Origin of the sequence: Streptomyces sp. NPDC093149 (genome assembly GCF_044754145.1) — a bacterium.
Lineage (GTDB): Bacteria > Actinomycetota > Actinomycetes > Streptomycetales > Streptomycetaceae > Streptomyces.
Window position 1 is genome coordinate 1098221 of sequence record NZ_JBIVON010000001.1, and the last position, 22890, is coordinate 1121110.

Here is a 22890-nt window from a genome sequence, read left to right on the forward strand (position 1 = left end):
TGCTCCGCCGGCTCCCGGCCTGCGGCAGGATGGACGCCACCTGGTACGTACGCGTCATTCGGGTACGTACTGAAGACAACCGCTGGAGACGCCCGGTGAGTTCCCCAGATCCTCAGGTTCGCGCAGCGCGAAACCTGTCCGACCCCTCGACCGCGGACAAGCCCGCAAAAAGCCGCTCCAGGAACCGTGGCCCCGTCGTCGCGGTCACCGGTGCCGCGGGCGGCGTCGGTGAACTGCTCACCGCCCGCCTCGCGGCATCCGAGGAGATCAAGCAGGTCATCGCCATCGATGAACGCCGCGGAGACGTCTCCGAGGCGACCTGGCACATCCTCGACGTCCGGGACCCCGCGATCGCGGAGAAGCTGCGTGGCGCAGATGTCGTGGTGCATCTGGCACTCGATCTCGACCTGGAGACCGACCCTGCGGCCCGTACCGCCTACAACGTCCGCGGCACCCAGACCGTGCTGACGGCCGCCGCGGCCGTGGGCGTCCACCGGGTCGTGCTGTGCACGTCGGCGATGGTCTACGGGGCGCTGCCCGACAACGACATCCCGCTCGCCGAGGACGCCGAGCTGCGCGCCACGGCCGAGGCCACGGGCGTGGGCGACCTCCTGGAGATCGAACGGCTGGGCCGCCGCGCGCCCCGTGCCCACCCGGGGCTCAACGTGACCGTGGTCCGGCCGACCGTCCTGGTCGGCGGCACGGACACCGCGCTGACCCGCTACTTCGAGTCGCCACGCCTCCTGGTCGTCGCCGGATCCCGGCCCACCTGGCAGTTCTGCCATGTCGACGACCTGGTCACGGCGCTGGAGTACGCGGCGCTGGAGAAGATCGACGGCGAGTTCGCGGTCGGCTGCGACGGCTGGCTGGAACAGGAGGAGGTCGAGGAGCTCAGCGGCGTCCGCCGGATGGAGCTCCCCTCCGCCGTGGCCCTCGGCGCCGCGGCCCGGCTGCACAGGATCGGCCTCACCCCGTCCCCGGCGGGTGATCTGGCTTACACCATGCACCCCTGGGTGGTGAGCGTGAGCCGGCTGCACGACGTGGGCTGGCGCCCGAGCTGGACCAATGAGGAGGTGCTCGCCGCGCTCCTCGAGGAGGTCGAGGGCCGGCACACCGTCGCTGGGCGTCGTCTCGGCCGCAAGGACGCCACGGCGGCGGGTGCCGCCGGGGCGACCGTGGCGCTGCTCGGCACCGCCGCCCTGGTCCGCCGCGCCCGCAAGGCCCGCCGCCGCCTCTGAAGCCGTCCCACGATCCCTGAGGGATCGGCCCGCGGAGTCGGAATGCCGTGCGGCGCGATGCGCAGGAGCGCCCCCTGCCGGGCGGTGGCCGGACGGCCCGACGGGCTGCCGCGGCCCTCGTCGTGCGCCCGCCGGAGACCGGGGACGGCCCCGGCGGAAGTTCGGGACGTCTGTAGAAGGCTCCAAGGTCAGGGGCGGTCCGCCGGTGGAAAACGCTATTCCGGGATGTCGGTGCGGTACGGCACCATGGGCCCCATGGCTCCCACCCACGACCACCCCGGCGAGCAGGCGGCGATCGACCCCGTACGGCTGCTGGCGATCCGCGACACGCCGTTGTCGGTCGACGAGATCTTCCGGGCCGTCGGGGACGACGCCGCGGGCGGCACCGTGCTCTTCGTCGGCACGGTGCGCAACCACGACGGTGGTCAGGACGTCGGTGCGCTCGGCTACTCCTGCCATCCCTCGGCGCAGGACGAGATGCGCCGGGTGGCCGAGAAGGTGGTAGCGGAATTCCCGGTCCGGGCGCTGGCCGCCGTCCACCGAGTGGGTGACCTCCGAGTGGGCGATCTCGCCGTGGTCGTCGCCGTCTCCTGCCCGCATCGCGCGGAGGCGTTCGAGGCGTGCCGCAAGCTCATCGACGACCTCAAGCGCGAGGTGCCGATCTGGAAGCATCAGCGTTTTTCGGACGGCACCGAGGAGTGGGTCGGAGCCTGCTGAATGCAAGCCGATCGGGTGGTCATCCGCCCCGATTTGCGTAACCGGCCCCCTGCCGTGAGCGTTGATCCTGCAGATGGTTAATCTGCTGATCGGTCAGTTGCGGTCGCTCATGGGGTAGGGAGGTCGTCATGGCGGCACTCGCCTGGTTGCTGATTCCGCTTTTCGCTGCGCTCGGTGCCGCGATATGGGGAAGCTGGGCCGCTCGTAATCGCACGGCCGGTGATGGTTCGGAACTCGCCGGGTATGCCCGGTTCCGTGAGGCGATGGAGAAGTCGCGCTCCGGTTCCGATGTTGTCTGACCTTCCTTCGAACGTACGCAGTCGCCAATCCGCAACGCGCCGCTGATCGCCGACGCTCCCCGGCGCGGCTCCGGATCCTCCTTCCCGCCTCGCGTGGACGGGCCCCGACGGTGCACTTACGTACCCTTCCCGTACTGTCGTTCCATGCCACGCCGCACCGCGACGATGCTCGCCTCCACCCTGATCCTCATCGCGCTGCTCTGCGCAGGCGTGCTGATCAAAGTGCCGTATTCGGAGATGTCTCCCGGGCCGACCGTGAACACCCTCGGCAAGGTCGACGGTGAACCCGTCCTGCAGATTTCCGGACACAAGACGTATCCGACGTCCGGCAATCTCAATATGACGACGGTCAGAGTCACCGGGGCCGACTACCGGATGAATCTCGTCGAGGCCGTCTACGGCTGGCTGGCCCACGACAGTGTCGTCGTACCGCACGACACCCTTTACCCCGACGGCAAGACCGAGCAGCAGTCGACGCAGGAGAACGCCGAGGAGTTCAGCCAGTCCCAGGAGAGCGCCAAGGTCGCCGCTCTGAACGAGATGGGGATCACGGTGCCGTCGCGCGTCGTGGTCTCCACGGTCATCAAGGGCAGTCCCGCCCAGGGCAAGCTGCACGCAGGCGATGTGATCAAGCAGGTCGACGGTACGGCGGTCAAGCAGCCCGAGGACGTCGCGAAGCTCGTCACCCGCCACAAGCCCGGCGAGGAGGTCACGTTCACGATCATCCCGGCGAAGACGGCGCAGGCGGCGGAGAAGGCCGGCAAGGAGCCGGAGGGCACCCGGAAGATCGCCATCACCACCGCGAAGGCGCCCAAGGAGAACCGGGCGATCGTCGGCATCCAGGCCGGGACGGACCACACGTTCCCGTTCCGGATCGACATCAAGCTCGCCGACGTCGGCGGTCCGAGCGCCGGACTGATGTTCTCCCTGGGCATCATCGACAAGCTGTCGCCCACCGATCTCACGGGCGGCAAGTTCATCGCGGGCACCGGCACGATCGACGACAAGGGCAAGGTCGGCCCGATCGGCGGCATCAACATGAAGCTGGTCGGCGCGCGCGACGCGGGCGCCCGCTACTTCCTGACGCCGGCCGAGAACTGCAAGGCCGCCGCCTCCGACACCCCGAGCGGACTGGAGCTGGTGAAGGTCAGGACGATCGACGACGCGAAGAAGTCGCTGGAGAAGATCCGGGCGGGGGACACGGCCGGCCTGCCGAGCTGTTCGGCAGGCTGACCGCGTCCCCCGTGGGGTGTGGCGGGAGTCAGGCATCGAAGGTCGCGGCCAGTGCGTCGGCCAGGCCGGGTACCAGGCCGGCGCCCGTCCGCACCTCGCTCGGGGAGTCCTTCGCGCGGAGCCGTACGGCCGCCTCGCGCGTACCGTCCCGGAGGACGGCCACGGTCATCCGTACCTCCTGGCGCTCCGGGTGCTTGGCGACCCACTTCGTCAGCTGGGCGTCGCTGAGCCCCTCCGGCACGGAGGCCTCGGCGGACGGCGGCAGCATCAGCCGCTCCACCGTCATCGCACAACCGATCACCGCGTCGGGCCAGGCGATCGTGGCGAGGAACTCGTCCAGGGCGGTGCCCGGCGGCAGCTCCTCCTGCTCGATGGGGGTGAGTGAGGCGGTCGGGGCGTCTGCGCTGTCGAGACCGAGCTGGGCGGCGAGGCCGGGTTCCTGGGCGCGCAGCTTGGCGGTGTCGACGAGAGCGAAGAGCCGGGCCGGCTGGTCCCAGCCGAGGCCGGAGATGTATTCGTCGATTTCGAGGACGGCGACGGTGAGAGGGCTCGCGGCCATCGGGGGGCCTGAGGGGGAAACGTTGGGCATGGCCAATATCCTGCCTCCTTCCGCCCCGGGAACGGGAACTAGGTAAAGCCTCAGTAAGTTGCATAGATGGGCCCTACGATCGCTGGGCCCGCTCCACACGACCCGCGAACTTCGAGGTGCGCACGTTGGCTTTCCAGATGCCGGACCGCGGCGGAGGCCCGACCGGGCCACGGATCAGAGTCGGCCGCCCGTCCCGGCGCGCCCGTACCCTGCTCATGACACTGGGCGTCCTGGCGGTCCTCGCCATGGCGTTCGTCATGTTCGCCGGGTTCTGGACGGACTGGCTCTGGTACCGGTCGGTCGCGTATTCGTCCGTCTTCACCACCACTCTGTGGACCAAGATCGGGCTGTTTCTCGTCTTCGGACTGCTGATGGCGATCGCCGTCGGTCTGAACATCTGGCTCGCGTACCGGCTCCGGCCGCCGCTGAGCGCGATGTCGCTGGAACAGCAGAGCCTGGACCGCTACCGGATGAGTCTCGCCCCGTACAAGAAGTGGGTGCTGCTCGCGATCACCGCGCTCGTCGGACTGATCGCCGGAGCATCCGCCTCCGGCCAGTGGCGTACCTGGCTGATGTATGTGAACGGCGTGGCGTTCCACCAGAAGGACCCCCAGTTCCATCTGGACGTATCCTTCTACGCGTTCGACCTGCCCTGGTACCGCTTCCTGCTGGGCTTCGGCTTCGCGGCGACGGTGCTCTCGCTGATCGCCGCCGCGCTGACCCACTACCTGTACGGCGGACTCCGCATCACCAGCCCCGGCGCGCGGGCGACCGGCGCGGCCACCGGCCATCTGTCGGTGCTGCTCGGTGTCTTCGTCTCGCTGAAGGCCGTGGCGTACTGGCTGGACCGCTACGGTCTGGCCGTGAAGTCCAGCGACTTCAAGGCCACGGACAACTGGACGGGTCTGCGGTACGTCGACGCCAACGCCTACCTTCCGGCGAAGACCATTCTGTTCTGCATCGCCGCGATCTGTGCCGTGCTCTTCTTCGCGACGCTCTGGCGCCGCACCTGGCAGCTCCCGGTGATCGGCTTCGGCCTGATGGTGCTCTCGGCGATCCTGATCGGTGGGCTGTACCCGGCGATCGTGCAGAAGTTCCAGGTCCAGCCGAACGAGCAGGCCAAGGAAGCCCCGTTCATCCGGAAGAACATCGAAGCGACGCGTGACGCGTACGACATCGACAACGCGCAGGTGCACGACTACTCGGGCAAGAGCACGACGGACGACGACGCCAAGCTGCGCGCGAGCGCGGACGACGCCGCCAGTTACCGGGTGATGGACCCCAACGTCGTCTCCCCGGCCTTCCAGCAGCTCCAGCAGAAGAGGAACTACTACCAGTTCCCCAAGACGCTGGACGTGGACCGCTACAAGGACGCCGACGGCAAGGACCAGGACACGGTCATCGGTCTGCGTGAGCTCAACCTCGACGGCATCCCCAAGCGCAACTGGATCAACGACCACTTCACTTACACCCACGGCTACGGGGCCATCGCGGCCCGGGGCACGACGACCGGCAAGAACCCGAAGGGTTCCCCGGACTTCACCGAGTCCGGTCTGCCCACCACGGGCGATCTGGGCAAGTACGAGCAGCAGATCTACTACGGCGAGAAGACCGAGCAGTACTCCATCGTCGGTGGGCCCCAGAAGGAGCTCGACTACGAGGAGGACGGCGAGAAGACCACCAGCTATCAGGGCAACAGCGGGGTCAGTCTCTCCAACGCCTTCAACCGCGCCGCCTACGCGGTCGCGTTCAGTGAGCCGCAGATCCTCTACTCGGGCGCCATCGGCGACGGCTCCCGGATCCTCTACAACCGCACGCCCAAGGAGCGCGTCGAGGCGGTCGCCCCGTGGCTGACCATCGACGGCGATGCCTACCCGGCCGTGGTGAACGGCCGTATCCAGTGGGTCGTCGACGCGTACACCACCACCAACGGCTACCCGTACGCCTCGCGTACGACGCTCGGCGACACCACGGCCGACTCGCTGACCACCAACCAGCGTGCGGTCGTCGCCCAGCAGAACCAGGTCAACTACATCCGCAACTCGGTGAAGGCCACCGTCGACGCGTACGACGGCACGGTCAAGCTCTACGAGTGGGACACCAAGGACCCGGTCCTCAAGACCTGGCGCAAGGCGTTCCCGGGGACCGTGCAGCCCAGGGCGGACATTCCGCAGCAGCTCATGGACCACCTGCGGTACCCGCAGGACCTGTTCAAGGTGCAGCGCGAGCTGCTCACCCGTTACCACGTCACGAACCCCGCCCAGTTCTACAGCGGCAGTGACGCGTGGCAGGTCCCGGACGACCCGACCAACAAGGAGTCCGGCGCCGTCCCGCCGTACTACCTGAGCATAAAGATGCCGGACCAGCCGGCCCAGAAGTTCTCGCTGACCACGACGTTCACCCCGAAGGGACGGCCCGACCTCGGCGCGTTCATGGCGGTGGACGCGGACGCGGCGAGCAAGGACTACGGCACGATAAGACTGTTGAGAGTCACCACCACGGTGAAGGGTCCCGGCCAGGTACAGAGTGAGCTCAACGGCAACGACGACGTGGCCGAGTTCGTGAGGAACCTCAAGGGGACCGACTCCGACATCGAGTACGGCAACCTGCTCACCGTGCCGCTCGAAGGGGGCTTCCTCTACATCGAGCCGGTGTACACGCGCGGTGGCACGCAGAACTATCCGCTGCTGCGCAAGGTCGCCGCCTCGTACGGGTCGAAGACCGTCTTCGAGAACAGTCTCGGGGAGGCGCTCAACTCGGTCTTCGGCGTGACGGGCTCGGGCACCACCCAGCCACCCGCGGAGACCACCCGGCCACCGGGCACCACGCAGCCACCGGCCACCGGTGACGCGGCGCTGAAGAAGGCGATCGCGGACGCGCAGAAGGCCTACGCGGAAGGCGAGGCAGCCCTGAAGAAGCAGGACTGGGCCGCCTACGGCAAGGCCCAGACGGATCTGCAGGACGCGCTGCAGCGTGCGGCGGCCGCCCAGCCCAAGCCGGGCTCCACGAGCGATACGGGAAATTCCGGCAAAACGGATAAGTCATCCGGGGCCGGTGATGGCTGAGTAACTCGGTAATGGCCCACCTCCGTGTCGTGGTACGGTTTCACCACAACGACGCGGGGTGGAGCAGCTCGGTAGCTCGCTGGGCTCATAACCCAGAGGTCGCAGGTTCAAATCCTGTCCCCGCTACTGAAAGACGAAGGCCCGGATCCTTTCAAGGATCCGGGCCTTCGTCATGTCTTGCGACTTTCTTGTGCGAAGTGCGTGAAGGGCGGTTCGCGGGGCACGAGTTGGGTCCGGGCGTGTTTGACTTATCTCTCTGTGGGCATGTCGACAAAACGCTGAAGTGACCTCACTGGCCGCGGTATACGAGCTGTACGCGGGTTGCAGGTGGTGCGACGATGGTATTTATGGGGGGCAGGGCAACTCTGTTGGAGACAGGGCGGTTTGTGCAGCGTCGCGTTCATCGGCCGGATAGCGTGATGAATGAGGCTTTTGGTATTGCCGCCGGGGAGAACAGCGAGACCGCCGAGAACACTGGGATCATCGGGACGACCGAGACCGCCGAGACTGCGGGGTGTGACGCGACCGTCGAGAGCACGGAAAGCACGGAAAGCACGGAGGGCACGGGGAACGCCGTGACCACCGGGAGCGCCGGGTCCATCGGGGCCGGGGAGGGCCCCGGGGTCCAGGAGACTTCCGAGAGCCCGGAGAGCGCCGAGAGCGAGGAGCGCCACCGTCGCGCAGCCGACGCGGGGGACACCACGTCGATGAGCGTCCTCGGTGCCCTGCTGCTGCGCCGCGGCGATCTGGACGGGGCCGAGCCGTATCTGCGCGGGGCCACCGCCGACGGCGACCGGGCCGCGGCCAACAACCTGGGCGTCCTTCTCCATCAGCGCGGATACACCGACGATGCGGCCGGGTGGTGGCGTATCGCGGCCGTCGCGGGTTCCGCCGCCGCCGCGCACGCCCTCGGCCGCCACTACCGGGAGCGCGGTGACGAGCCCGGTGCCGAGTACTGGCTGCGGCAGTCCGCCGAACAGGGCCACGCGCTGGGCGCCTACGCCCTCGCCGATCTGCTGGAACACCGCAGCGACGTCGGCGCCGAGCGGTGGCTGCGTGCCGCAGCCGAACAGGGACACCGCGAGGCCGCCTACCGCCTCGCACGCATGCTGGACCGCAACGCGGCCGACGACCCGCACGACGCCTTCGGCCGCCCGGGGCTCAGCCCCGGCCCCGGCGCGGGCACCGAGCGCCCGGGTGCGGTCGGCCGGTCCGGGGCGCGCAAGGACGACGGCCCCGTGGCGGGTCCGGCGGCCGGGCGCGTGGGCGAGGCCGAGCAGTGGTACCGGCAGGCCGCCGCGCGCGGCCACCGGCGGGCCGCCCTGCACCTCGGCGCCATCCTCGAACAGCGCGGCGAGCCCAAGGAGGCCGGCCGCTGGTACCTGATCTCCGCGAAGGCCGGGGAGGCGCGGGCCGCCTGCGCGCTCGGATTCCTGCTGCGCGACGCCGGTGACGAGGAGAGCGCCGCCGTGTGGTGGCTGCGTGCCGCCCAGGACGGCGACGGGAACGCGGCCAACGCCCTGGGTGCCCTGCACGCCGCCCGCGGTGAGCAGCAGACCGCCGAGCGCTGGTACCGCGCCGCCATGGACGCGGGCGACGTCAACGGCGCCTACAACCTGGGACTGCTCTGCGCGGCGCAGGACCGTACGCCGCAGGCCGAGCAGTGGTACCGCCGTGCCGCATACGCGGGTCACCGCGAGGCCGCCAACGCGCTCGCCGTGCTGCTGCTCCAGGCGGGCGACGCGAGCGGCGCCGAGCCCTGGTTCTCCAAGGCCGCCGAGGCGGGCAGCGTCGACGCGGCCTTCAACCTCGGCATCCTGTACGCCGGGCGGGACGAGGACCGTACGGCACTGGTCTGGTACGAGCGCGCCGCGGCTGCGGGTCACACCGAGGCCGCGCTCCAGGTCGGCATGGCCCTGCTGCACCACGGCGAGGAGCAGGAGGCCGAGCGCCATCTGCGCTGCGCGGCGGGCGGCGGCAGCGCCGAGGCCGCCTTCCGGCTGGCCGGGGTGCTGGACTCGCGGCAGCCGCCGCCCGGCCCTCCGGCGCTCGGCGAGCCGATGCCGGAGAAGACCGAGTGCGAGGAGTGGTACGAGCGGGCCGCCGAGCAGGGGCACCGCCGTGCCCAGGTGCGTGTCGGGATGCTCGCGGCGGCCCGCGGCGACGTGGACAGCGCGGCCCGCTGGTACCGCGAGGCCGCCGAGGCGGGCAGCCGCAACGGTGCCTTCAACCTCGGGCTGCTGCTCGCCCGTGAGGGCAGCGAGCGGGAGGCCGCGTTGTGGTGGAGCCGCGCCGCGAACGACGGGCACGGGCGGGCCGCCCTGCGCCTCGCTCTGCTGGCCGCCCGCCGCGGCGAGCTCACCGAGGGGCAGCGCTGGTGCGCGCGGGCGGTCGAGCTGGGTCCGGCGGAGGTCGCCGAGCGGGCCGCCCGGCTGCGGGAGGCGCTGCACCAGGAGCTCACCGCGTAGGCGGGGCGGGGCGTCGTGGCAGTGGATCCCGGCGCCCGCGCGCGCGGGGCTCCGGAACCGATTTGCACTGGTCCGGAGCGGTGACGTACCGTGGGGACCACAACGACGCGGGGTGGAGCAGCTCGGTAGCTCGCTGGGCTCATAACCCAGAGGTCGCAGGTTCAAATCCTGTCCCCGCTACTGAAGACGGAAGGCCGGATCCCTCAAGGGATCCGGCCTTCCGTGCATCATCCGACCCGGCCCCGTGCTCAGAGCCTGTGCCCCACCGCCTCCGAGTACATCGCCCGGTCGACGGCCTTCGCCTCCGGCACCGCGGCACCCTTGAAGACCCCCGCGTCCGCGTACGCCTTCTGCAACCGGTCCGTCGTGCCGCTGCGTATCTCCCAGTCCATCCGCATCGACGGCGTCGCCCGCAGTGTGGCCTCGTCGGTCTTCATCAGCCTCGCCAGCTCGGCGACGAACGCGGGGTCCGCCTTGTAGTCGCCGGCGAAGTAGGTGTTCACCGTCCGGATGTAGGCCCGGAGGAAGGCGACGCCCGCGTCCGGGTCCTTGTTCAGCAGCGTCGGGCCGAAGAGCAGACCGCCGAGCGGTTCACCGAGCGGCTGGCCGCCGAGGAACGCGTACTTCCGGTCGCCGTCCACCTTGCGCCAGACCGGGTCGAGCAGCCAGGCCGAGTCCACACCGCCGTTCCGCAGCGCGGTCAGTACGTCCGCGGAACCGAGCTGCTGGAAGCTGATCCTGTCGAGGCCGCCGCCGTGCTTCTTCAGGGAGGTGTCCATCGGGTACGCGATGACCGAGCCCTTGCCGATCATCGTGCCCATCCTCCGGCCCGCCATCTCGACGTGATCGGCGCTCTCGCCGTTCTTGAGGCGCACCCACAGGCCGCTCTTGGAGGTGGGGTCGGGGGAGAAGTTCCCCGCCACCCACTTGATGTCGAAGCCGCCGTTGATGCCGTTCATCACGGCCGCCTCGGGTGCCGCCCACTGGGCGTCCACATCGCCCCTGGCGAGCAGTGGCAGGGCGTCCGGGGTGGGCAGCACCTTCAGTTCGACCTCCAGCCCCTCCTTCGCGAACTCGCCCTTCGCCACCGCGACCTGGAGCGGAGCGACATACTCCGCGCTCAGGGTGCCGGTGGCGACGGTGAGCTTCCGTTTCTTCGCCAGGGGGCGGGGGCCCGGCGCGTCCTTGTCGCAGCGGGCCGGTTTCCGGTCGGGGGCGAGGTCGGCCGGGTCGGTCCAGCCGGCGGAGCCGCAGCCCGCGACGGGCTTGACGGTCCGCGCAGCGGCAGGGGCGTCGCGGTCGCCGGCGGAGTCCTTCCCGGCACAGCCCGCCGCGCCGAACAGGCATGCGGTGACGAGTACGACGGTGCAGGTGAAAGGGGTACGTGTACGCACAGTGCCTCCGTACGAGGAACGAGGGGAGCCGTTCAGGACCGGCCTCGGCCGCGATCGCGCGGGGCCCACGGTGTGAGCAACCGCCCGGCGACGCGCACCGCTTCGGAGAAGACGACGCCCAGGACCGCGACACACACGATGCCGACGAACATCACGTCGTTCTGGAACAGCGCCCGGGAGTCGAAGATCAGATGCCCGAGCCCGTCGGCCGCCGCGATCTGTTCCGAGGCGACGATGACCAGCACGGCCACTCCCGCCGCGATCCGCGCCCCGACCAGGACGGCGGGCAGCGACGCCGGCAGCAGCACATGCCGGAACATCTGCCAGGGAGAGGCGCCGAAGACCTCACCGGCGTCCCGGTGGCCGGCCGGGACGGCGAGCACGGCCGCCATGGTGGAGATCCAGACGAAGAAGAAGACGGTCGCCGCGACCAGGGCGATCTGCGGCCCCTCACCGAGACCGAACATATTGAGGAAGACCGGCAGCAGGGCCAGCTTCGGTACGACGTACAGGGCGTCGAGCAATGGCTCCAGCGCGGCCCGTACGAGGGGGAGCGAGCCCATCAGCAGCCCGAGCGCGTATCCCGCGACGGTGCCGATCGCATAGCCGCCGAGGACCCGCTTGAGCGTGGCCCATACATCCGGCCAGAGCTCACCGGCGCCCGCCCGGTCCCAGCCGTCCGCCAGGATGGTGGAGGGGGCGGGGTAGACCCGGTCGTCGATCCAGGACCGCTCGGCGGCCAGTTGCCAGAGCAGCACGAGTACCAGCGGTACGGCGACGGCGAGCGAGAGTTCCAGGGCGCGCCGCCTGCGGTGGGTGCGCACCGGACGCAGTTCCTGCGGACCGGGCCTGCGGACCAGCACACCCTCGTCGGGTTTCGTGGCATTCACGGTGGGGCTCATGCCGGGACCGCCTCCCTGCGCACCTCGCCGCGCAGCAGCTCCCACAACTCGCTCTTCAACGCGGTGAACTCGGGTGCCGACCGGATCTCGTCGCCGGTGCGAGGCCGGGCGAACGGCGGACGGCGCTCGGCGATGAACCGGCCCGGCCCGGCGGACATCACCAGCACCCTGTCCCCGAGCACGATCGCCTCTTCGAGGCTGTGGGTGATGAAGAGGGTGGTGGTACGGGTGGTCTGGGTGAGATCGAGCAGCTCGTCCTGGAGGATCGTGCGCAGTTGGGCGTCCAATGCCGCGAACGGCTCGTCCATCAGCAGCATCTCGGGTTCGACGGCGAGGGCGCGGGCGATGGCGACCCGTTGCCGCATCCCGCCGGAGAGAGCGGCCGGATACGCCCCCGCGAAGTCCGAGAGTCCCATCCGGGCCAGCCAGTCGCGAGCCCTGGCGTCGGCCTCCTTGCGCGGTACGCGCTGGATGTCGAGGCCGAAGCGGACATTGGCGAGTACGGTCTTCCAGTCGTGGATCCCGTAGTCCTGGAAGATCATCGCCGCCGGGCGGGACGAGGCCGTACGGATGGAGAGCTCGCCCGAGCTGGGGCGGAGCAGCCCGGCGGCGATCCGTAACAGCGTGGACTTGCCGCAGCCGGACGGGCCGACGATGCAGGTGAACTCACCCGGTGCGACGGAGAGATCGACCGGACCGAGGGCGGGAAGGGCCTTGGCGCCGCGTCCGAACGAACGGGTGAGCGCGTCGGCGCGGAGTTTGGGACGGGTGGCTGGGGCAGTGGGTGTGGGTGTGGTCGGGTGCGGAACTCCCACGGGTCTCTCCTCGCGCGTATCGAGGTGCGGATCCGCCGCGGGGCGGACGTGATCGCCGCCGACGATATGACGGTCCGTCAGATCAGGGAAGGGGGTGCGCGCGTGGTCGGATCGAGGGTGCGGGGGTGTGACGGGTCCGCCCGGTGTCCGTTCCGTCCTCGACCGCGGGCGGGGCGGCCGGGATGGTCCGAGTGGCTCGGCGCCTCGGCGGCGACCGGTCCGCGCGTTCTGTCGGTCGGCTCACGGTCGTGTGGTCCGCGCGTCCGGCAGGCATGCGAAGGGCCCCGGTGGGCAGGATGCTCGCACCGGGGCCCTTCGTGGTGGGACTCAGCTCGTCGCGGCGCAGTTCGGGCAGATGCCGCGGTAGGTGACCTCGACACCGGAGACCGTGAATCCGAACCGCTCGTCGCTCGGCAGGTCCGCCAGCGGGTCGCCCGCCGGGTGCACGTCGCGGATGATGCCGCAGTTCGCGCAGACGAGGTGGTGATGGGGACGGTGTGCGTTCGGGTCGTAACGCTTGGCCCGGCGGTCCGTGGAGACCTCGATGACCTCGCCGAGCGTCACCATCTCGCCCAAGGTGTTGTAGACGGTGGCGCGGGAGATCTCGGGCAGCTTGGTGACGGCGCGGGCGTGGACCTCGTCGGCCGTCAGGTGCACATGGTCCCCGTCGAGGACCTCGGCCACGACGCGCCGCTGCGCAGTCATGCGCCAGCCGCGTCCGCGAAGTCGTTCCAACAGGTCACTCATAAGAACAAGCCTAACAGTGAGGGGACCAGGTCCCGAACAGGTGTGACTTTGGATGTTCACTTGACTTGGACAATGTCCATTGTAGGATCGAGACCGGCATAAGCCAAGGGACAGGCTGTGCAGGACATGACGAATGTGCAGGAACGACGCAGGAGGCGCACGTGACGCAGGGACCGCTCACCACGGAGGCCGGCGCGCCGGTCGCCGACAACCAGAACAGCCAGACCGCGGGCGTCGGCGGACCTGTGCTGGTGCAGGACCAGTCGCTGCTGGAGAAGCTCGCGCACTTCAACCGTGAGCGCATCCCGGAGCGGATCGTGCACGCCCGCGGTGCCGGTGCGTACGGCACGTTCACGCTCACCCGTGACGTCTCCCGGTGGACGCGGGCGAAGTTCCTCTCCGAGGTCGGCAAGCAGACCGAGACGTTCCTCCGCTTCTCGACCGTCGCGGGCAACCTCGGTTCGGCCGACGCGGTGCGCGACCCCCGCGGCTTCGCGCTGAAGTTCTACACCGAAGAGGGCAACTACGACCTCGTCGGCAACAACACCCCGGTGTTCTTCATCAAGGACGCCATCAAGTTCCCGGACTTCATCCACACCCAGAAGCGCGACCCGTACACCGGCTCCCAGGAGGCGGACAACGTCTGGGACTTCTGGGGGCTGTCGCCCGAGTCCACCCACCAGGTGACCTGGCTCTTCGGTGACCGCGGCATCCCGGCCACACTGCGTCACATGAACGGGTACGGCTCGCACACGTACCAGTGGAGCAACGAGGCCGGCGAGGTCTTCTGGGTCAAGTACCACTTCAAGACCGACCAGGGCATCAAGAACCTCACCCAGGACGAGGCCAACAAGCTCGCCGGTGAGGACCCCGACAGCCACCAGCGTGATCTGCGCGAGGCGATCGAGCGCGGTGACTTCCCGTCCTGGACGGTGCAGGTCCAGATCATGCCGGCGGCCGAGGCGGCCACGTACCGCTTCAACCCGTTCGACCTCACCAAGGTGTGGCCGCACGAGGACTACCCGCCGATCGAGATCGGGAAGCTGGAGCTCAACCGCAACCCGGAGAACATCTTCGCCGAGGTCGAGCAGTCGATCTTCAGCCCCGCGCACTTCGTGCCGGGCATCGGCCCGTCCCCCGACAAGATGCTCCAGGGCCGTCTCTTCGCGTACGGCGACGCCCACCGCTACCGCGTCGGCATCAACGCCGACCACCTGCCGGTCAACCGCCCGCACGCCACCGAGGCGCGCACCAACAGCCGTGACGGCTACCTGTACGACGGCCGTCACAAGGGCGCGAAGAACTACGAGCCGAACAGCTTCGGCGGCCCGGCCCAGACGGACCGGCCGCTGTGGGAGGCCACCCCGGTCGCGGGCGAGATCGGTACGCACGAGGCCCCGAGCCACGCCGAGGACAACGACTTCGTGCAGGCCGGAAACCTCTACCGGCTCTTCTCCGAGGACGAGAAGGTCCGGCTGATCGACAACCTCGCCGGGTTCATCGCCAAGGTGTCGCGCGACGACATCGCCGAGCGAGCGATCAACAACTTCCGCCAGGCGGACGGCGACTTCGGCAAGCGTCTGGAGGCCGCGGTCCAGGCCCTGCGCGGCTGAACCGGCGCCTGTCGTCGACGGTGGGCCGGTTCCCTCTTCGGAGGGGACCGGCCCACCGGTCGTTCCCGGGGCTCAGAGCCTGTCGGGTGGCCTCCGGCCGGGCGGACGCGCCCTGGCGCGCACGCTTCCCGCGTCGTCGGTCGCCGACGCTCCTTCCCCGAGCTCTCAGCCACGTTCGAGCGGGGGAGACCCCGTCCGACTCCCTCCTCCGCCCCGGAACCGCACGCACCGGACCGCGTCCGCCGTCCGGTCCGAGGCCACCCGACAGGCTCTCAGCCGACGAGTTCCGCGTGGTGGCGGCGCCTGATGGGCGCCCAGCAGCGCAGGATGTCGCGGACCGAGACGATGCCGACGGGTCCGTGGTCGTCCAGCACGATCAGATGACGGAATCCGCCGTGCGTCATGGCCTCCGCGGCCTCTTCCAGGGTCCAGGTGGGCGCGGCGAAGACCACATCGGTGGTGGTGTGGGTGGAGGCCGTCTCGACATCGGGGTTCTTGCCGGAGCCGACCGCGTCGAGGATGTCGCGCTCGGTGAGAATGCCGAGTCCGCTGGTGTCCTGGTCGAGGACGACCGCGGCCCCGACGCGGCGGACCGACATCAGCCGGGCGGCCTGGCGGAGCGTGTGGGTCGGTCCGATGGTGAGGACCAGCGTGCTCATGGCGTCACGGACGAGCATGAAGGGAGCCACCTCCTTCGTGAAGCGACCATGTGAGTCGGTTCACAAGTTCACAAGCGGGGAGACTCTCAGAGTTGCACCGATGCGGAACCGGAACAAGGGGCGCCGGGAGCGTCCGAGGGGCGTGCGGTGGTGCGCGACGCCCCTCGGGGGCGCGATCCGGGTCAGTAGCGTTGATTCAGATAGCCCAGCAGTTCGTGGTGGAGCAGTCCGTTCGAGGCCGCCGCGTTGCCGCCGCCGGGGCCGGAGACCCCGTCCAGGCCGGTGAACCTCCCGCCGGCCTCCTGGACGATGATCGCGTTCGCGGCCATGTCCCAGAGCGAGAGCTCGGGCTCCGCGCAGATGTCGACCGACCCCTCGGCGACCATCATGTACGGCCAGAAGTCCCCGTAGCCACGAGTGCGCCAGCAGGCCCTGGTCAGATCCAGGAACCCGTCGAGCCGGCCCTGCTCCTCCCACCCGCTCAGCGACGCGTACGCGAACGAGGCGTCCGCGATCCGCCCCACCTTCGACACCTGCAGCCGGGTCGCCGAGGTCAGACTGCGGCCGGAGAACGCGCCCGCGCCCTTCGCCGCCCACCAGCGCCGGTTCAGGGCGGGGGCCGAGACCACGCCGACCACCGGCTGGAACCCCTCCTCACCGGCCTCCATCAGGGAGATCAGCGTCGCCCAGACCGGCACGCCCCGGACGTAGTTCTTGGTGCCGTCGATCGGGTCGACGACCCAGCGCCGCGGGCCGGTGCCCTCGATCCCGAACTCCTCGCCCAGAATCGCGTCGCGCGGGCGTGCCCGATGGAGGTGGCCGCGGATCAGCTCCTCGGCGGCCTTGTCGGCCTCGCTCACCGGCGTCATGTCCGGCTTGGTCTCGACCTTGAGGTCCAGAGCCTTGAACCGGTCCATCGTCGCCGCGTCGGCGGCATCCGCCAGCACATGGGCGAGGCGCAGATCATCGTGGTAATCGGGCATGCCGTCACAGTATCGACCGCAGGTGAACGGAGCCACAGGGGTCCGCGGCGGTCCGGACCATTGACAGTCCCCGGCGGCACGTCAACTCTGGAACGCAGGCCCCATGGCGCGGGAGGCGACGATGCCCACGGCGCGAGACGCATTGCTGGACGCCGCACTCTCGGCGCTGGCCACGCTGCCCTGGTCGGCGGTGCGCATGGTCGATGTCGCGTCCGCCGCCGGGGTCTCCCGGCAGACCCTCTACAACGAGTTCGGCGGCAAGGACGGCCTGGCCCGCGCCCTGGTCCGAGGTGCCGCGGACGGCTACCTGGCAGGCGTCGACCGGGCGCTGCGATCGGTCGCCGACCCGAGGGACGGGCCGGCCGCCACCGCCGCCTGGACCGTCCGTGCCGTACGGACGAACGCCCTCGTCCGAGGGTTGCTCACGGGCTGCTGGGGTGAGCGATTACCCCGTCCCGCACGCCCGGCGGCGCCGACCTCGTCGCCGGTCCCCGCCCAGCGGTGGGCCGATGCCGGAACGCCGACGCCCGCCGAACTGCTCGGCCAGGTCAGGGATCGTATGGTGGCCGCCCTCGCCGGGGACCGGCCGTCGCACGACCCGGAGCAACTCGCCGCGACCTGCGAGATCGTGCTGCGGCTCGCGCTGAGCTACGCGCTGGTGCCGGCTTCCCCGGGCGAGACGGCGCCGCTGGTGTGCACGGTGGTGGAGGGGCGGTCGGCCGGATGAGGACCGGGCCCGCCGCCGCTTGTCACGGCGTGAGCCCGCGCCGGGCGGTCAGTGCGACGAGCCCGAGAGCTGCAGACCGATCACGCCGAGGATCACCAGGGAGATCGAGATCAGCTTGAGGGTGGAGACCAGGTCGTCGAGGAAGACCATGCCGTAGATCGCGGTGCCCGCCGCGCCGATGCCGGTCCACACGGCGTAGGCGGGGCCGACGTCGAGCTTCTTCAGCGACAGCGTCAGCAGACCGAAGCTGCCGAGGGCGAAGATGCAGAACGCGACGGTCGGCCAGAGCCGGGTGAATCCGTGCGAGAGCTTCAGACAGACGGCGAAGCCGGTCTCCAGCAGCCCCGCGACCACGACCAGCAGCCACGCCATCGTCATGCCCTCCCGCTTCGGTGACCGCCTTGCCTCGCTGGGTGTGATTATGCACTTACCGACGACGGCGGATCGCAAACGTTGCCCGGGTCAGTCGCCCTCGCGCCGCTCCCGCGTGGACAGCAGCCGCCGCAGCGAATCCAGTCGCGCCGGATCGGCGTGGCCGTCCGCCACCCAGGCGTCCAGGGCGCACTCCGGCTGGTTGCCGTCATGGGTGCAGCCGCGCGGGCAGTCCTCGGTGCCGGGCTCCAGGTCCGGGAACGCGTGGATCACCCGGGACGGATCGATGTGGTTGAGCCCGAAGGAGCGCACGCCGGGGGTGTCGATCACCCAGCCGCGGTAGTCGGGCAGGGGGAGCGCCAGCGCCGATGTGGTGGTGTGCCTGCCCCGGCCGGTGACCGCGTTGACGACGCCGGTGGTGCGCCGCCGGTCCTTCGGCACGAGCGCGTTGACCAGGGTCGTCTTCCCGACACCGGAGTGGCCGACGAAGGCGGTGACCCGGTCGTTCAGCTGCTCGCGGACCCGCTCGGCCGCGTCGCCGTTCTCCAGTTCCTCGCGGCTGGTGACGATGAAGGGGACGCCCAGCGGGGTGTACGCCTCCAGCAGTTTGTCCGGGGAGGCGAGGTCCGACTTGGTCAGCACGAGGAGCGGGGAGAGCCCACCGTCGTACGCGGCGACCAGACAGCGGTCGATCATCCGCGGCCGGGGTTCCGGATCGGCCAGCGCGGTGACGATCGCCAGCTGATCGGCGTTGGCGACGACGACCCGCTCGTACGGATCGTCGTCGTCCGCGGTACGGCGGAGCACCGAGCGGCGCTCACCGATGCGGACGATGCGGGCGAGGGTGTCCTTGTCGCCGGACAGATCGCCGACGATGGAGACGGTGTCACCCACCACGGCGGCCTTCCGGCCCAGCTCACGGGCCTTCATCGCCATGACCGTACGGCCGTCCACGAGACAGGTGAGGCGGCCCCGGTCGACGGTGAGGACCATGCCGTCCTCGGCGTCCTCGTGCTTCGGGCGGGTATGGGTACGGGGCCGGTTGCCCTTCGGGTTGGGGCGGAACCGGATGTCGTCCTCGTCGGGGTTCTTGCCGTAGCGGCGCATGTCTCAGGCCCCGAGCATTCCGGTCCACATCTGCGGGAAGTCCGGCAGGGTCTTGGCGGTGGTCGCCACGTTCTCGATCTCCACTCCGGGGACGGCGAGGCCGATGATCGACCCCGCGGTGGCCATCCGGTGGTCGTCATACGTATGGAAGGTACCGCCGTGCAGCGGCCTGGGCCGGATGTGCAGCCCGTCGGCGGTCTCGGTGACGTCGCCGCCGAGTTCGTTGATCTCCTTGGTGAGCGCGGCGAGCCGGTCCGTCTCGTGCAGCCGCAGATGGGCGACGCCGCTCAGGGTGGACGGGCCGTCCGCGAGGGCCGCCACGGCCGCGATGCCCGGGGTGAGCTCGCCGACCTCGCCGAGGTCGACGTCGATGCCGTGGATACGGCCCGAACCGGTGAAGGTGAGCCCGTGCTCGGTCAGCTCGCAACTGCCGCCCATCGCGGTGAAGATCTCCCGCAGCGCGTCGCCCGGCTGGGTGGTGTGCTCGGGCCAGTCGGGGATGGTGACCCGGCCGCCGGTGACCAGTGCGGCGGCGAGGAACGGCTGGGCGTTCGAGAGATCGGGCTCGATGGTGAGATCACGGCCGAGCAGGGCGGAGGGCGAGACCCGCCAGACGTTCGGCTCGCCGCCCGTCTCCGGCTCGTCGACCTGGGCGCCGACGGCCCGGAGCATGTCGACGGTCATCCGGATGTGCGGCATGGAGGGGAGCCGGGCGCCGGTGTGACGGACCTCCACCCCTTGGTTGTAGCGCGGCGCCGACAGCAGCAGCGCCGAGACGAACTGCGAGGACGAGGAGGCGTCGATCTCCACCGCGCCGCCGTCCAGGGCGCCGCTGCCGTGCACCGTCAGGGGCAGCGCACCGCGCCCGTCGTCGTCGATCCGGGCGCCCAGCACCCGCAGCGCGTCGATCACGCCGTTCAGCGGGCGTTCGTACGAACGCCGGTCGCCGTCGAAGTGGATCGGGCCGTCGGCCAGCGCCGCGACCGGCGGCAGGAAGCGCATGACCGTACCGGCGTTGCCGACGTCGATCGTGGTGGGGCCGTGCAGCCCGGCCGGGATGACCCGCCAGGCCTCACCGGCGGCGTCCGGGCCGTCCGCGACGGAGGAGCTGGACGACACCGTCTCCTCGATGCCGACGCCCATCGCACGCAGCGCCTCGGCCATCAGCAGGGTGTCGCGGGAGCGCAGCGGGCGACGCAGCCAGCCGGGCTCGGCGGCGAGAGAGGCGAGGACCAGCGCGCGATTGGTGACCGATTTCGATCCGGGCACGGTGACGGTCGCATCGACGGCTCCGGTCGCATGCGGGGCGGGCCAGAGGGCGGGGTGCACGGAACGTTCGGTCATGGACCTCACTTTAGTGGCTCACCGCAAACCCGAATCTCGATCAAATGAGTCGAAACGGGTGTGTAACGCATCTGTGGTGGGCGGCGCCGTGCGGGACCGGCCCTCAGATGCCGAGCAGCCAGCGCCCGCCGCCGATCAGCGAGCAGAGCGACACCGCGTGGAAGAGGAACAGCCACAGCGCGGCCGGCACATCGGTCAGCCGCGACAACTGGTCCGCGTCCGAGTCCGGCGCACCGCCGTGCCGCCGCTTCGACTGGAGCTCGAAGGCCGGGCGTACGCCGCCGAGCAGCAGGAACCAGACCACGGTGTACGCGAACAGCGACTGCACGGCGGGCGAGGCCAGCCAGGACACCAGCAGGAACGCCGACCCCGTGAAGATCACCGCCAGTGCCCCGTACACGTTGCGGATCATCACCAGCATCACCGCGAGCAGCGCGGTGGCCAGCCACAGCAGCAACGTGATCCTGCCGCTGACCAGCAGCCACGCCCCGCCCAGGCCCAGCAACGGCGGGGCGGTGTAGCCGGCCGCCGCCGTCAGGATCATGCCGATGCCGGTCGGCCTGCCGCGGCTGACGGTCAGCCCGCTGGTGTCCGAGTGCAGCCGGATGCCGGACAGCTGCCGCCCGGTGCACAGCGCGATCAGCCCGTGCCCGCCCTCGTGCGCGATGGTGATCGCGTTGCGGGTCAGCCGCCATATCAGGTTCGGCACGACGGCGATCAGCGCGAGCGTGCCGGTCACCACCACCAGCCACTGCTCGGGTGCGGGCTGGGTGCCGAACACGCGGTCCCACAGATTGCCCAGGTCGGTGCTGTCCATGGTGCGGGCGGCTCCTTGCGGTATCGGCGTCCTGTCGGCGCGGCGGTCGTGGCAGTCTGGCACTTATGTGCGGACGGTATGCAGCGAGTCGGCGGCCCGAGGACCTGACCGGACTCTTCCGGGTCGAGAAGTGGGAACCGGAGGAGACCCTGGCGCCCGATTGGAACGTGGCGCCGACCAAGGAGGTCTACGCCGTACTGGAACGTCCATTGAAAGACGCAGACGATCAGCGTCCGGTTCGCCAGTTGCGTGCTCTGAAATGGGGACTCGTGCCGTCCTGGGCGAAGTCCCCCGAGGGGGCGGCACGCATGATCAACGCCCGCGCGGAGACCGTCCACGAGAAGCCGTCCTTCCGCCGCCCCTTCGTCTCCCGGCGCTGCATCCTGCCCGCCGACGGCTACTACGAGTGGGTCACCGGCGCCGATGAGCGGCAGCTGGAGGAGAAGGGGAAGAAGAAGCGGCCGCGCAAGCAGCCCTACTTCGTGACACCCGCCGACGGATCGGTCTTCGCGATGGCCGGACTGTACGAGTTCTGGCGCGACCGGACGCTGCCGGACGACCACCCGATGGCCTGGTGGGTGACCTGCTCGGTGATCACGACCGAGGCGGAGACCACTCCGCTCGCCGTCGCCCCCGCCGAGGGACCGGCCACGCTCGCCGACATCCACCCCAGGATGCCGCTCATGCTGACCCCGGACCGGTGGGACGCCTGGCTCGATCCGTCACACGCCGACGCCGAGGAGTTGCGGGCGCTGCTCGCACCGCCGCCGGGCGGGCTGATGCGCGCCTATCCGGTGTCCACGGCCGTCAGCAATGTGCGCAACAACGGCCCCGAGCTGCTGGAGGAGCTGGCCGCGCCGGAGGTGAGCACGCTGTTCTGACCCCGTTCCGAGCAGGCAGGATGGGGCATGTGAGTACCGCTGAGACAGGCCGCAGGACCGAGACGGTCGACACGGACGCCGGGCCTGCCAGGATCACCTGGCTGCCCGCGAAGAGCCCCCAGGAGCTGAAGGACCCGAAAGGCCCGAAAGGCCCTGAGGGCCTGGGGAACGCCCGCCTGGTGCTCGCCGTCGGCCATGGCGCGGGCGGTGGCATCGACACCCGTGACCTGCGGGCCCTGGCCGCCGTGCTGCCCGCCCACGGGGTGGCCGTCGCCCTGGTGGAGCAGCCGTGGCGGGTCGCCGGCAAGAGGATCGCGCCCGCCCCGAAGACCCTGGACACCGGATGGCGGGGCCTGTGGCCCGCGCTCGCCGCCCCGGGGCTGCCCGTCGTCGCCGGCGGGCGCAGCGCCGGGGCCCGGGTGGCGTGCCGGACGGCGACGGAACTCGGCGCCCACGCCGTCCTCGCGCTGAGCTTCCCGCTGCATCCTCCGGGGAAGCCGGAGAGGTCCCGCGCGGACGAGCTCCTCGGGGCCGGCGTACCCACGCTCGTCGTGCAGGGCGGCAACGACCCGTTCGGGCGGCCCGCCGAATTCCCTCCGGGTGAGTACGAGATCGCCGAGGTGCCGTACGGGGACCACGGGTTCGCCGTTCCGAAGAAGTCCGGTTCGACCGAGGATCAGGCGATGGAGATCCTGACCACCGCCGTGACCGCCTGGCTGTCGGCCCTCATGTGAGCTTCGTCCCTCCGGGCAGGGTGCCGGTCGCACCGTGCAGGCGGCCGTGCGCACCCCGGGAATGTTGAGCAGGGGGCCACTGTTGTCGGTGTCATCGGTACATCAACGTCGTACGTGGAGAGGGAGTCCGTCGCATGGGTTCGACCATCTGCCCGCGCCGCTCGAACGCCGCTGACCTGGAGTGGA

21 protein-coding genes and 2 tRNA genes are annotated in these 22890 nt (G+C 70.2%); 12 read left to right on the forward strand and 11 right to left on the reverse strand.

Translation table 11 applies throughout. The features are described 5' to 3' along the window. The first annotated feature begins 95 nt into the window (after positions 1-95). From ACIQCZ_RS05165 to ACIQCZ_RS05180, 4 genes are all read left to right on the forward strand, one after another. Positions 96-1238: an SDR family oxidoreductase gene (locus ACIQCZ_RS05165; protein WP_402279832.1), complete on the forward strand. Its 1143-nt coding sequence runs from the start codon at positions 96-98 to the stop codon at positions 1236-1238. A gap of 255 nt (positions 1239-1493) precedes the next feature. Then, positions 1494-1955 carry a molybdenum cofactor biosynthesis protein MoaE gene (locus tag ACIQCZ_RS05170; RefSeq protein ID WP_402279833.1) on the forward strand — a complete coding sequence of 154 codons (462 nt, stop codon included), beginning with the start codon at positions 1494-1496 and terminating at the stop codon, positions 1953-1955. Between the two features lie 128 nt (positions 1956-2083). Next, positions 2084-2254 carry a hypothetical protein gene (locus tag ACIQCZ_RS05175; RefSeq protein WP_351075429.1) on the forward strand — a complete coding sequence of 57 codons (171 nt, stop codon included), beginning with the start codon at positions 2084-2086 and terminating at the stop codon, positions 2252-2254. 144 nt (positions 2255-2398) lie between these two features. Continuing rightward, positions 2399-3487, forward strand: coding sequence for a PDZ domain-containing protein (locus ACIQCZ_RS05180; protein ID WP_402279835.1), 1089 nt, complete (start codon positions 2399-2401; stop codon positions 3485-3487). 28 nt (positions 3488-3515) lie between these two features. Here the strand turns inward: ACIQCZ_RS05180 and ACIQCZ_RS05185 are convergent, their stop codons facing one another. After that, the gene (locus ACIQCZ_RS05185) at positions 3516-4076 is read right to left on the reverse strand and encodes a PPA1309 family protein (protein ID WP_402279837.1); all 561 of its coding nucleotides are present in this window, start codon (positions 4074-4076) and stop codon (positions 3516-3518) included. Positions 4077-4213: 137 nt separating this feature from the next. Between ACIQCZ_RS05185 and ACIQCZ_RS05190 the strand changes: the two genes are divergently transcribed. From ACIQCZ_RS05190 to ACIQCZ_RS05205, 4 genes are all read left to right on the forward strand, one after another. After that, positions 4214-7141 carry a UPF0182 family protein gene (locus tag ACIQCZ_RS05190; RefSeq protein ID WP_402280229.1) on the forward strand — a complete coding sequence of 976 codons (2928 nt, stop codon included), beginning with the start codon at positions 4214-4216 and terminating at the stop codon, positions 7139-7141. 52 nt (positions 7142-7193) lie between these two features. Beyond that, positions 7194-7267 (forward strand) — tRNA-Met (locus tag ACIQCZ_RS05195). A gap of 293 nt (positions 7268-7560) precedes the next feature. Next, positions 7561-9609 (forward strand): tetratricopeptide repeat protein, encoded by a 2049-nt coding sequence (locus ACIQCZ_RS05200; RefSeq protein ID WP_402279839.1) that lies wholly within the window; start codon positions 7561-7563, stop codon positions 9607-9609. A 106-nt stretch (positions 9610-9715) separates the two neighbouring features. Beyond that, positions 9716-9789, forward strand: a tRNA-Met gene (locus tag ACIQCZ_RS05205). A 68-nt stretch (positions 9790-9857) separates the two neighbouring features. Here the strand turns inward: ACIQCZ_RS05205 and ACIQCZ_RS05210 are convergent. From ACIQCZ_RS05210 to ACIQCZ_RS05225, 4 genes are all read right to left on the reverse strand, one after another. After that, on the reverse strand, positions 9858-11003 hold the full coding sequence (locus ACIQCZ_RS05210; RefSeq protein WP_402279840.1) for an ABC transporter substrate-binding protein: 1146 nt from the start codon (positions 11001-11003) through the stop codon (positions 9858-9860). 32 nt (positions 11004-11035) lie between these two features. After that, on the reverse strand, positions 11036-11905 hold the full coding sequence (locus ACIQCZ_RS05215; RefSeq protein ID WP_402279842.1) for an ABC transporter permease: 870 nt from the start codon (positions 11903-11905) through the stop codon (positions 11036-11038). Beyond that, positions 11902-12720, reverse strand: coding sequence for an ABC transporter ATP-binding protein (locus ACIQCZ_RS05220; protein ID WP_402279843.1), 819 nt, complete (start codon positions 12718-12720; stop codon positions 11902-11904). The genes ACIQCZ_RS05215 and ACIQCZ_RS05220 overlap by 4 nt, the downstream gene beginning before the upstream one ends. A gap of 327 nt (positions 12721-13047) precedes the next feature. After that, complete coding sequence (locus tag ACIQCZ_RS05225; protein ID WP_402279844.1) at positions 13048-13467, reverse strand: Fur family transcriptional regulator; 420 nt, start codon at positions 13465-13467, stop codon at positions 13048-13050. 161 nt (positions 13468-13628) lie between these two features. Here ACIQCZ_RS05225 and ACIQCZ_RS05230 point away from each other — a divergent pair, with 161 nt between their 5' ends. Then, entirely contained in the window at positions 13629-15080 is a 1452-nt protein-coding gene (locus tag ACIQCZ_RS05230; protein WP_351075418.1) for a catalase, read from the forward strand. A 272-nt stretch (positions 15081-15352) separates the two neighbouring features. On the opposite strand, the gene ACIQCZ_RS05235 is transcribed toward ACIQCZ_RS05230, so the two are convergent. Continuing rightward, positions 15353-15757 (reverse strand): CBS domain-containing protein, encoded by a 405-nt coding sequence (locus ACIQCZ_RS05235; protein ID WP_351075417.1) that lies wholly within the window; start codon positions 15755-15757, stop codon positions 15353-15355. Positions 15758-15921: 164 nt separating this feature from the next. Continuing rightward, a complete protein-coding gene (hisN, locus tag ACIQCZ_RS05240) occupies positions 15922-16722 on the reverse strand; it encodes a histidinol-phosphatase (protein ID WP_402279846.1) in 801 nt (266 codons plus the stop codon). A gap of 121 nt (positions 16723-16843) precedes the next feature. On the opposite strand from hisN, the gene ACIQCZ_RS05245 reads away from it, so the two are divergent. Beyond that, positions 16844-17449 carry a TetR/AcrR family transcriptional regulator gene (locus ACIQCZ_RS05245; protein WP_402279847.1) on the forward strand — a complete coding sequence of 202 codons (606 nt, stop codon included), beginning with the start codon at positions 16844-16846 and terminating at the stop codon, positions 17447-17449. Between the two features lie 48 nt (positions 17450-17497). On the opposite strand, the gene ACIQCZ_RS05250 is transcribed toward ACIQCZ_RS05245, so the two are convergent. The 4 genes from ACIQCZ_RS05250 to ACIQCZ_RS05265 all read right to left on the reverse strand — a co-directional run bounded on the left by ACIQCZ_RS05250 (position 17498) and on the right by ACIQCZ_RS05265 (position 21089). Further along, positions 17498-17821 (reverse strand): DMT family transporter, encoded by a 324-nt coding sequence (locus ACIQCZ_RS05250; protein ID WP_402280231.1) that lies wholly within the window; start codon positions 17819-17821, stop codon positions 17498-17500. Between the two features lie 90 nt (positions 17822-17911). Continuing rightward, a complete protein-coding gene (rsgA, locus tag ACIQCZ_RS05255; RefSeq protein ID WP_376220542.1) occupies positions 17912-18928 on the reverse strand; it encodes a ribosome small subunit-dependent GTPase A in 1017 nt (338 codons plus the stop codon). Between the two features lie 3 nt (positions 18929-18931). Next, positions 18932-20272: a 3-phosphoshikimate 1-carboxyvinyltransferase gene (gene aroA, locus ACIQCZ_RS05260; protein ID WP_402279848.1), complete on the reverse strand. Its 1341-nt coding sequence runs from the start codon at positions 20270-20272 to the stop codon at positions 18932-18934. Between the two features lie 103 nt (positions 20273-20375). Next, complete coding sequence (locus tag ACIQCZ_RS05265; protein ID WP_376220539.1) at positions 20376-21089, reverse strand: M50 family metallopeptidase; 714 nt, start codon at positions 21087-21089, stop codon at positions 20376-20378. Positions 21090-21154: 65 nt separating this feature from the next. On the opposite strand from ACIQCZ_RS05265, the gene ACIQCZ_RS05270 reads away from it, so the two are divergent. Together ACIQCZ_RS05270 and ACIQCZ_RS05275 are read left to right on the forward strand one after the other, a co-directional pair. Next, entirely contained in the window at positions 21155-21970 is an 816-nt protein-coding gene (locus ACIQCZ_RS05270) for an SOS response-associated peptidase (protein ID WP_402279849.1), read from the forward strand. A 20-nt stretch (positions 21971-21990) separates the two neighbouring features. Beyond that, entirely contained in the window at positions 21991-22704 is a 714-nt protein-coding gene (locus tag ACIQCZ_RS05275) for an alpha/beta family hydrolase (RefSeq protein WP_402279850.1), read from the forward strand. The last annotated feature ends 186 nt before the right edge of the window (positions 22705-22890 follow it).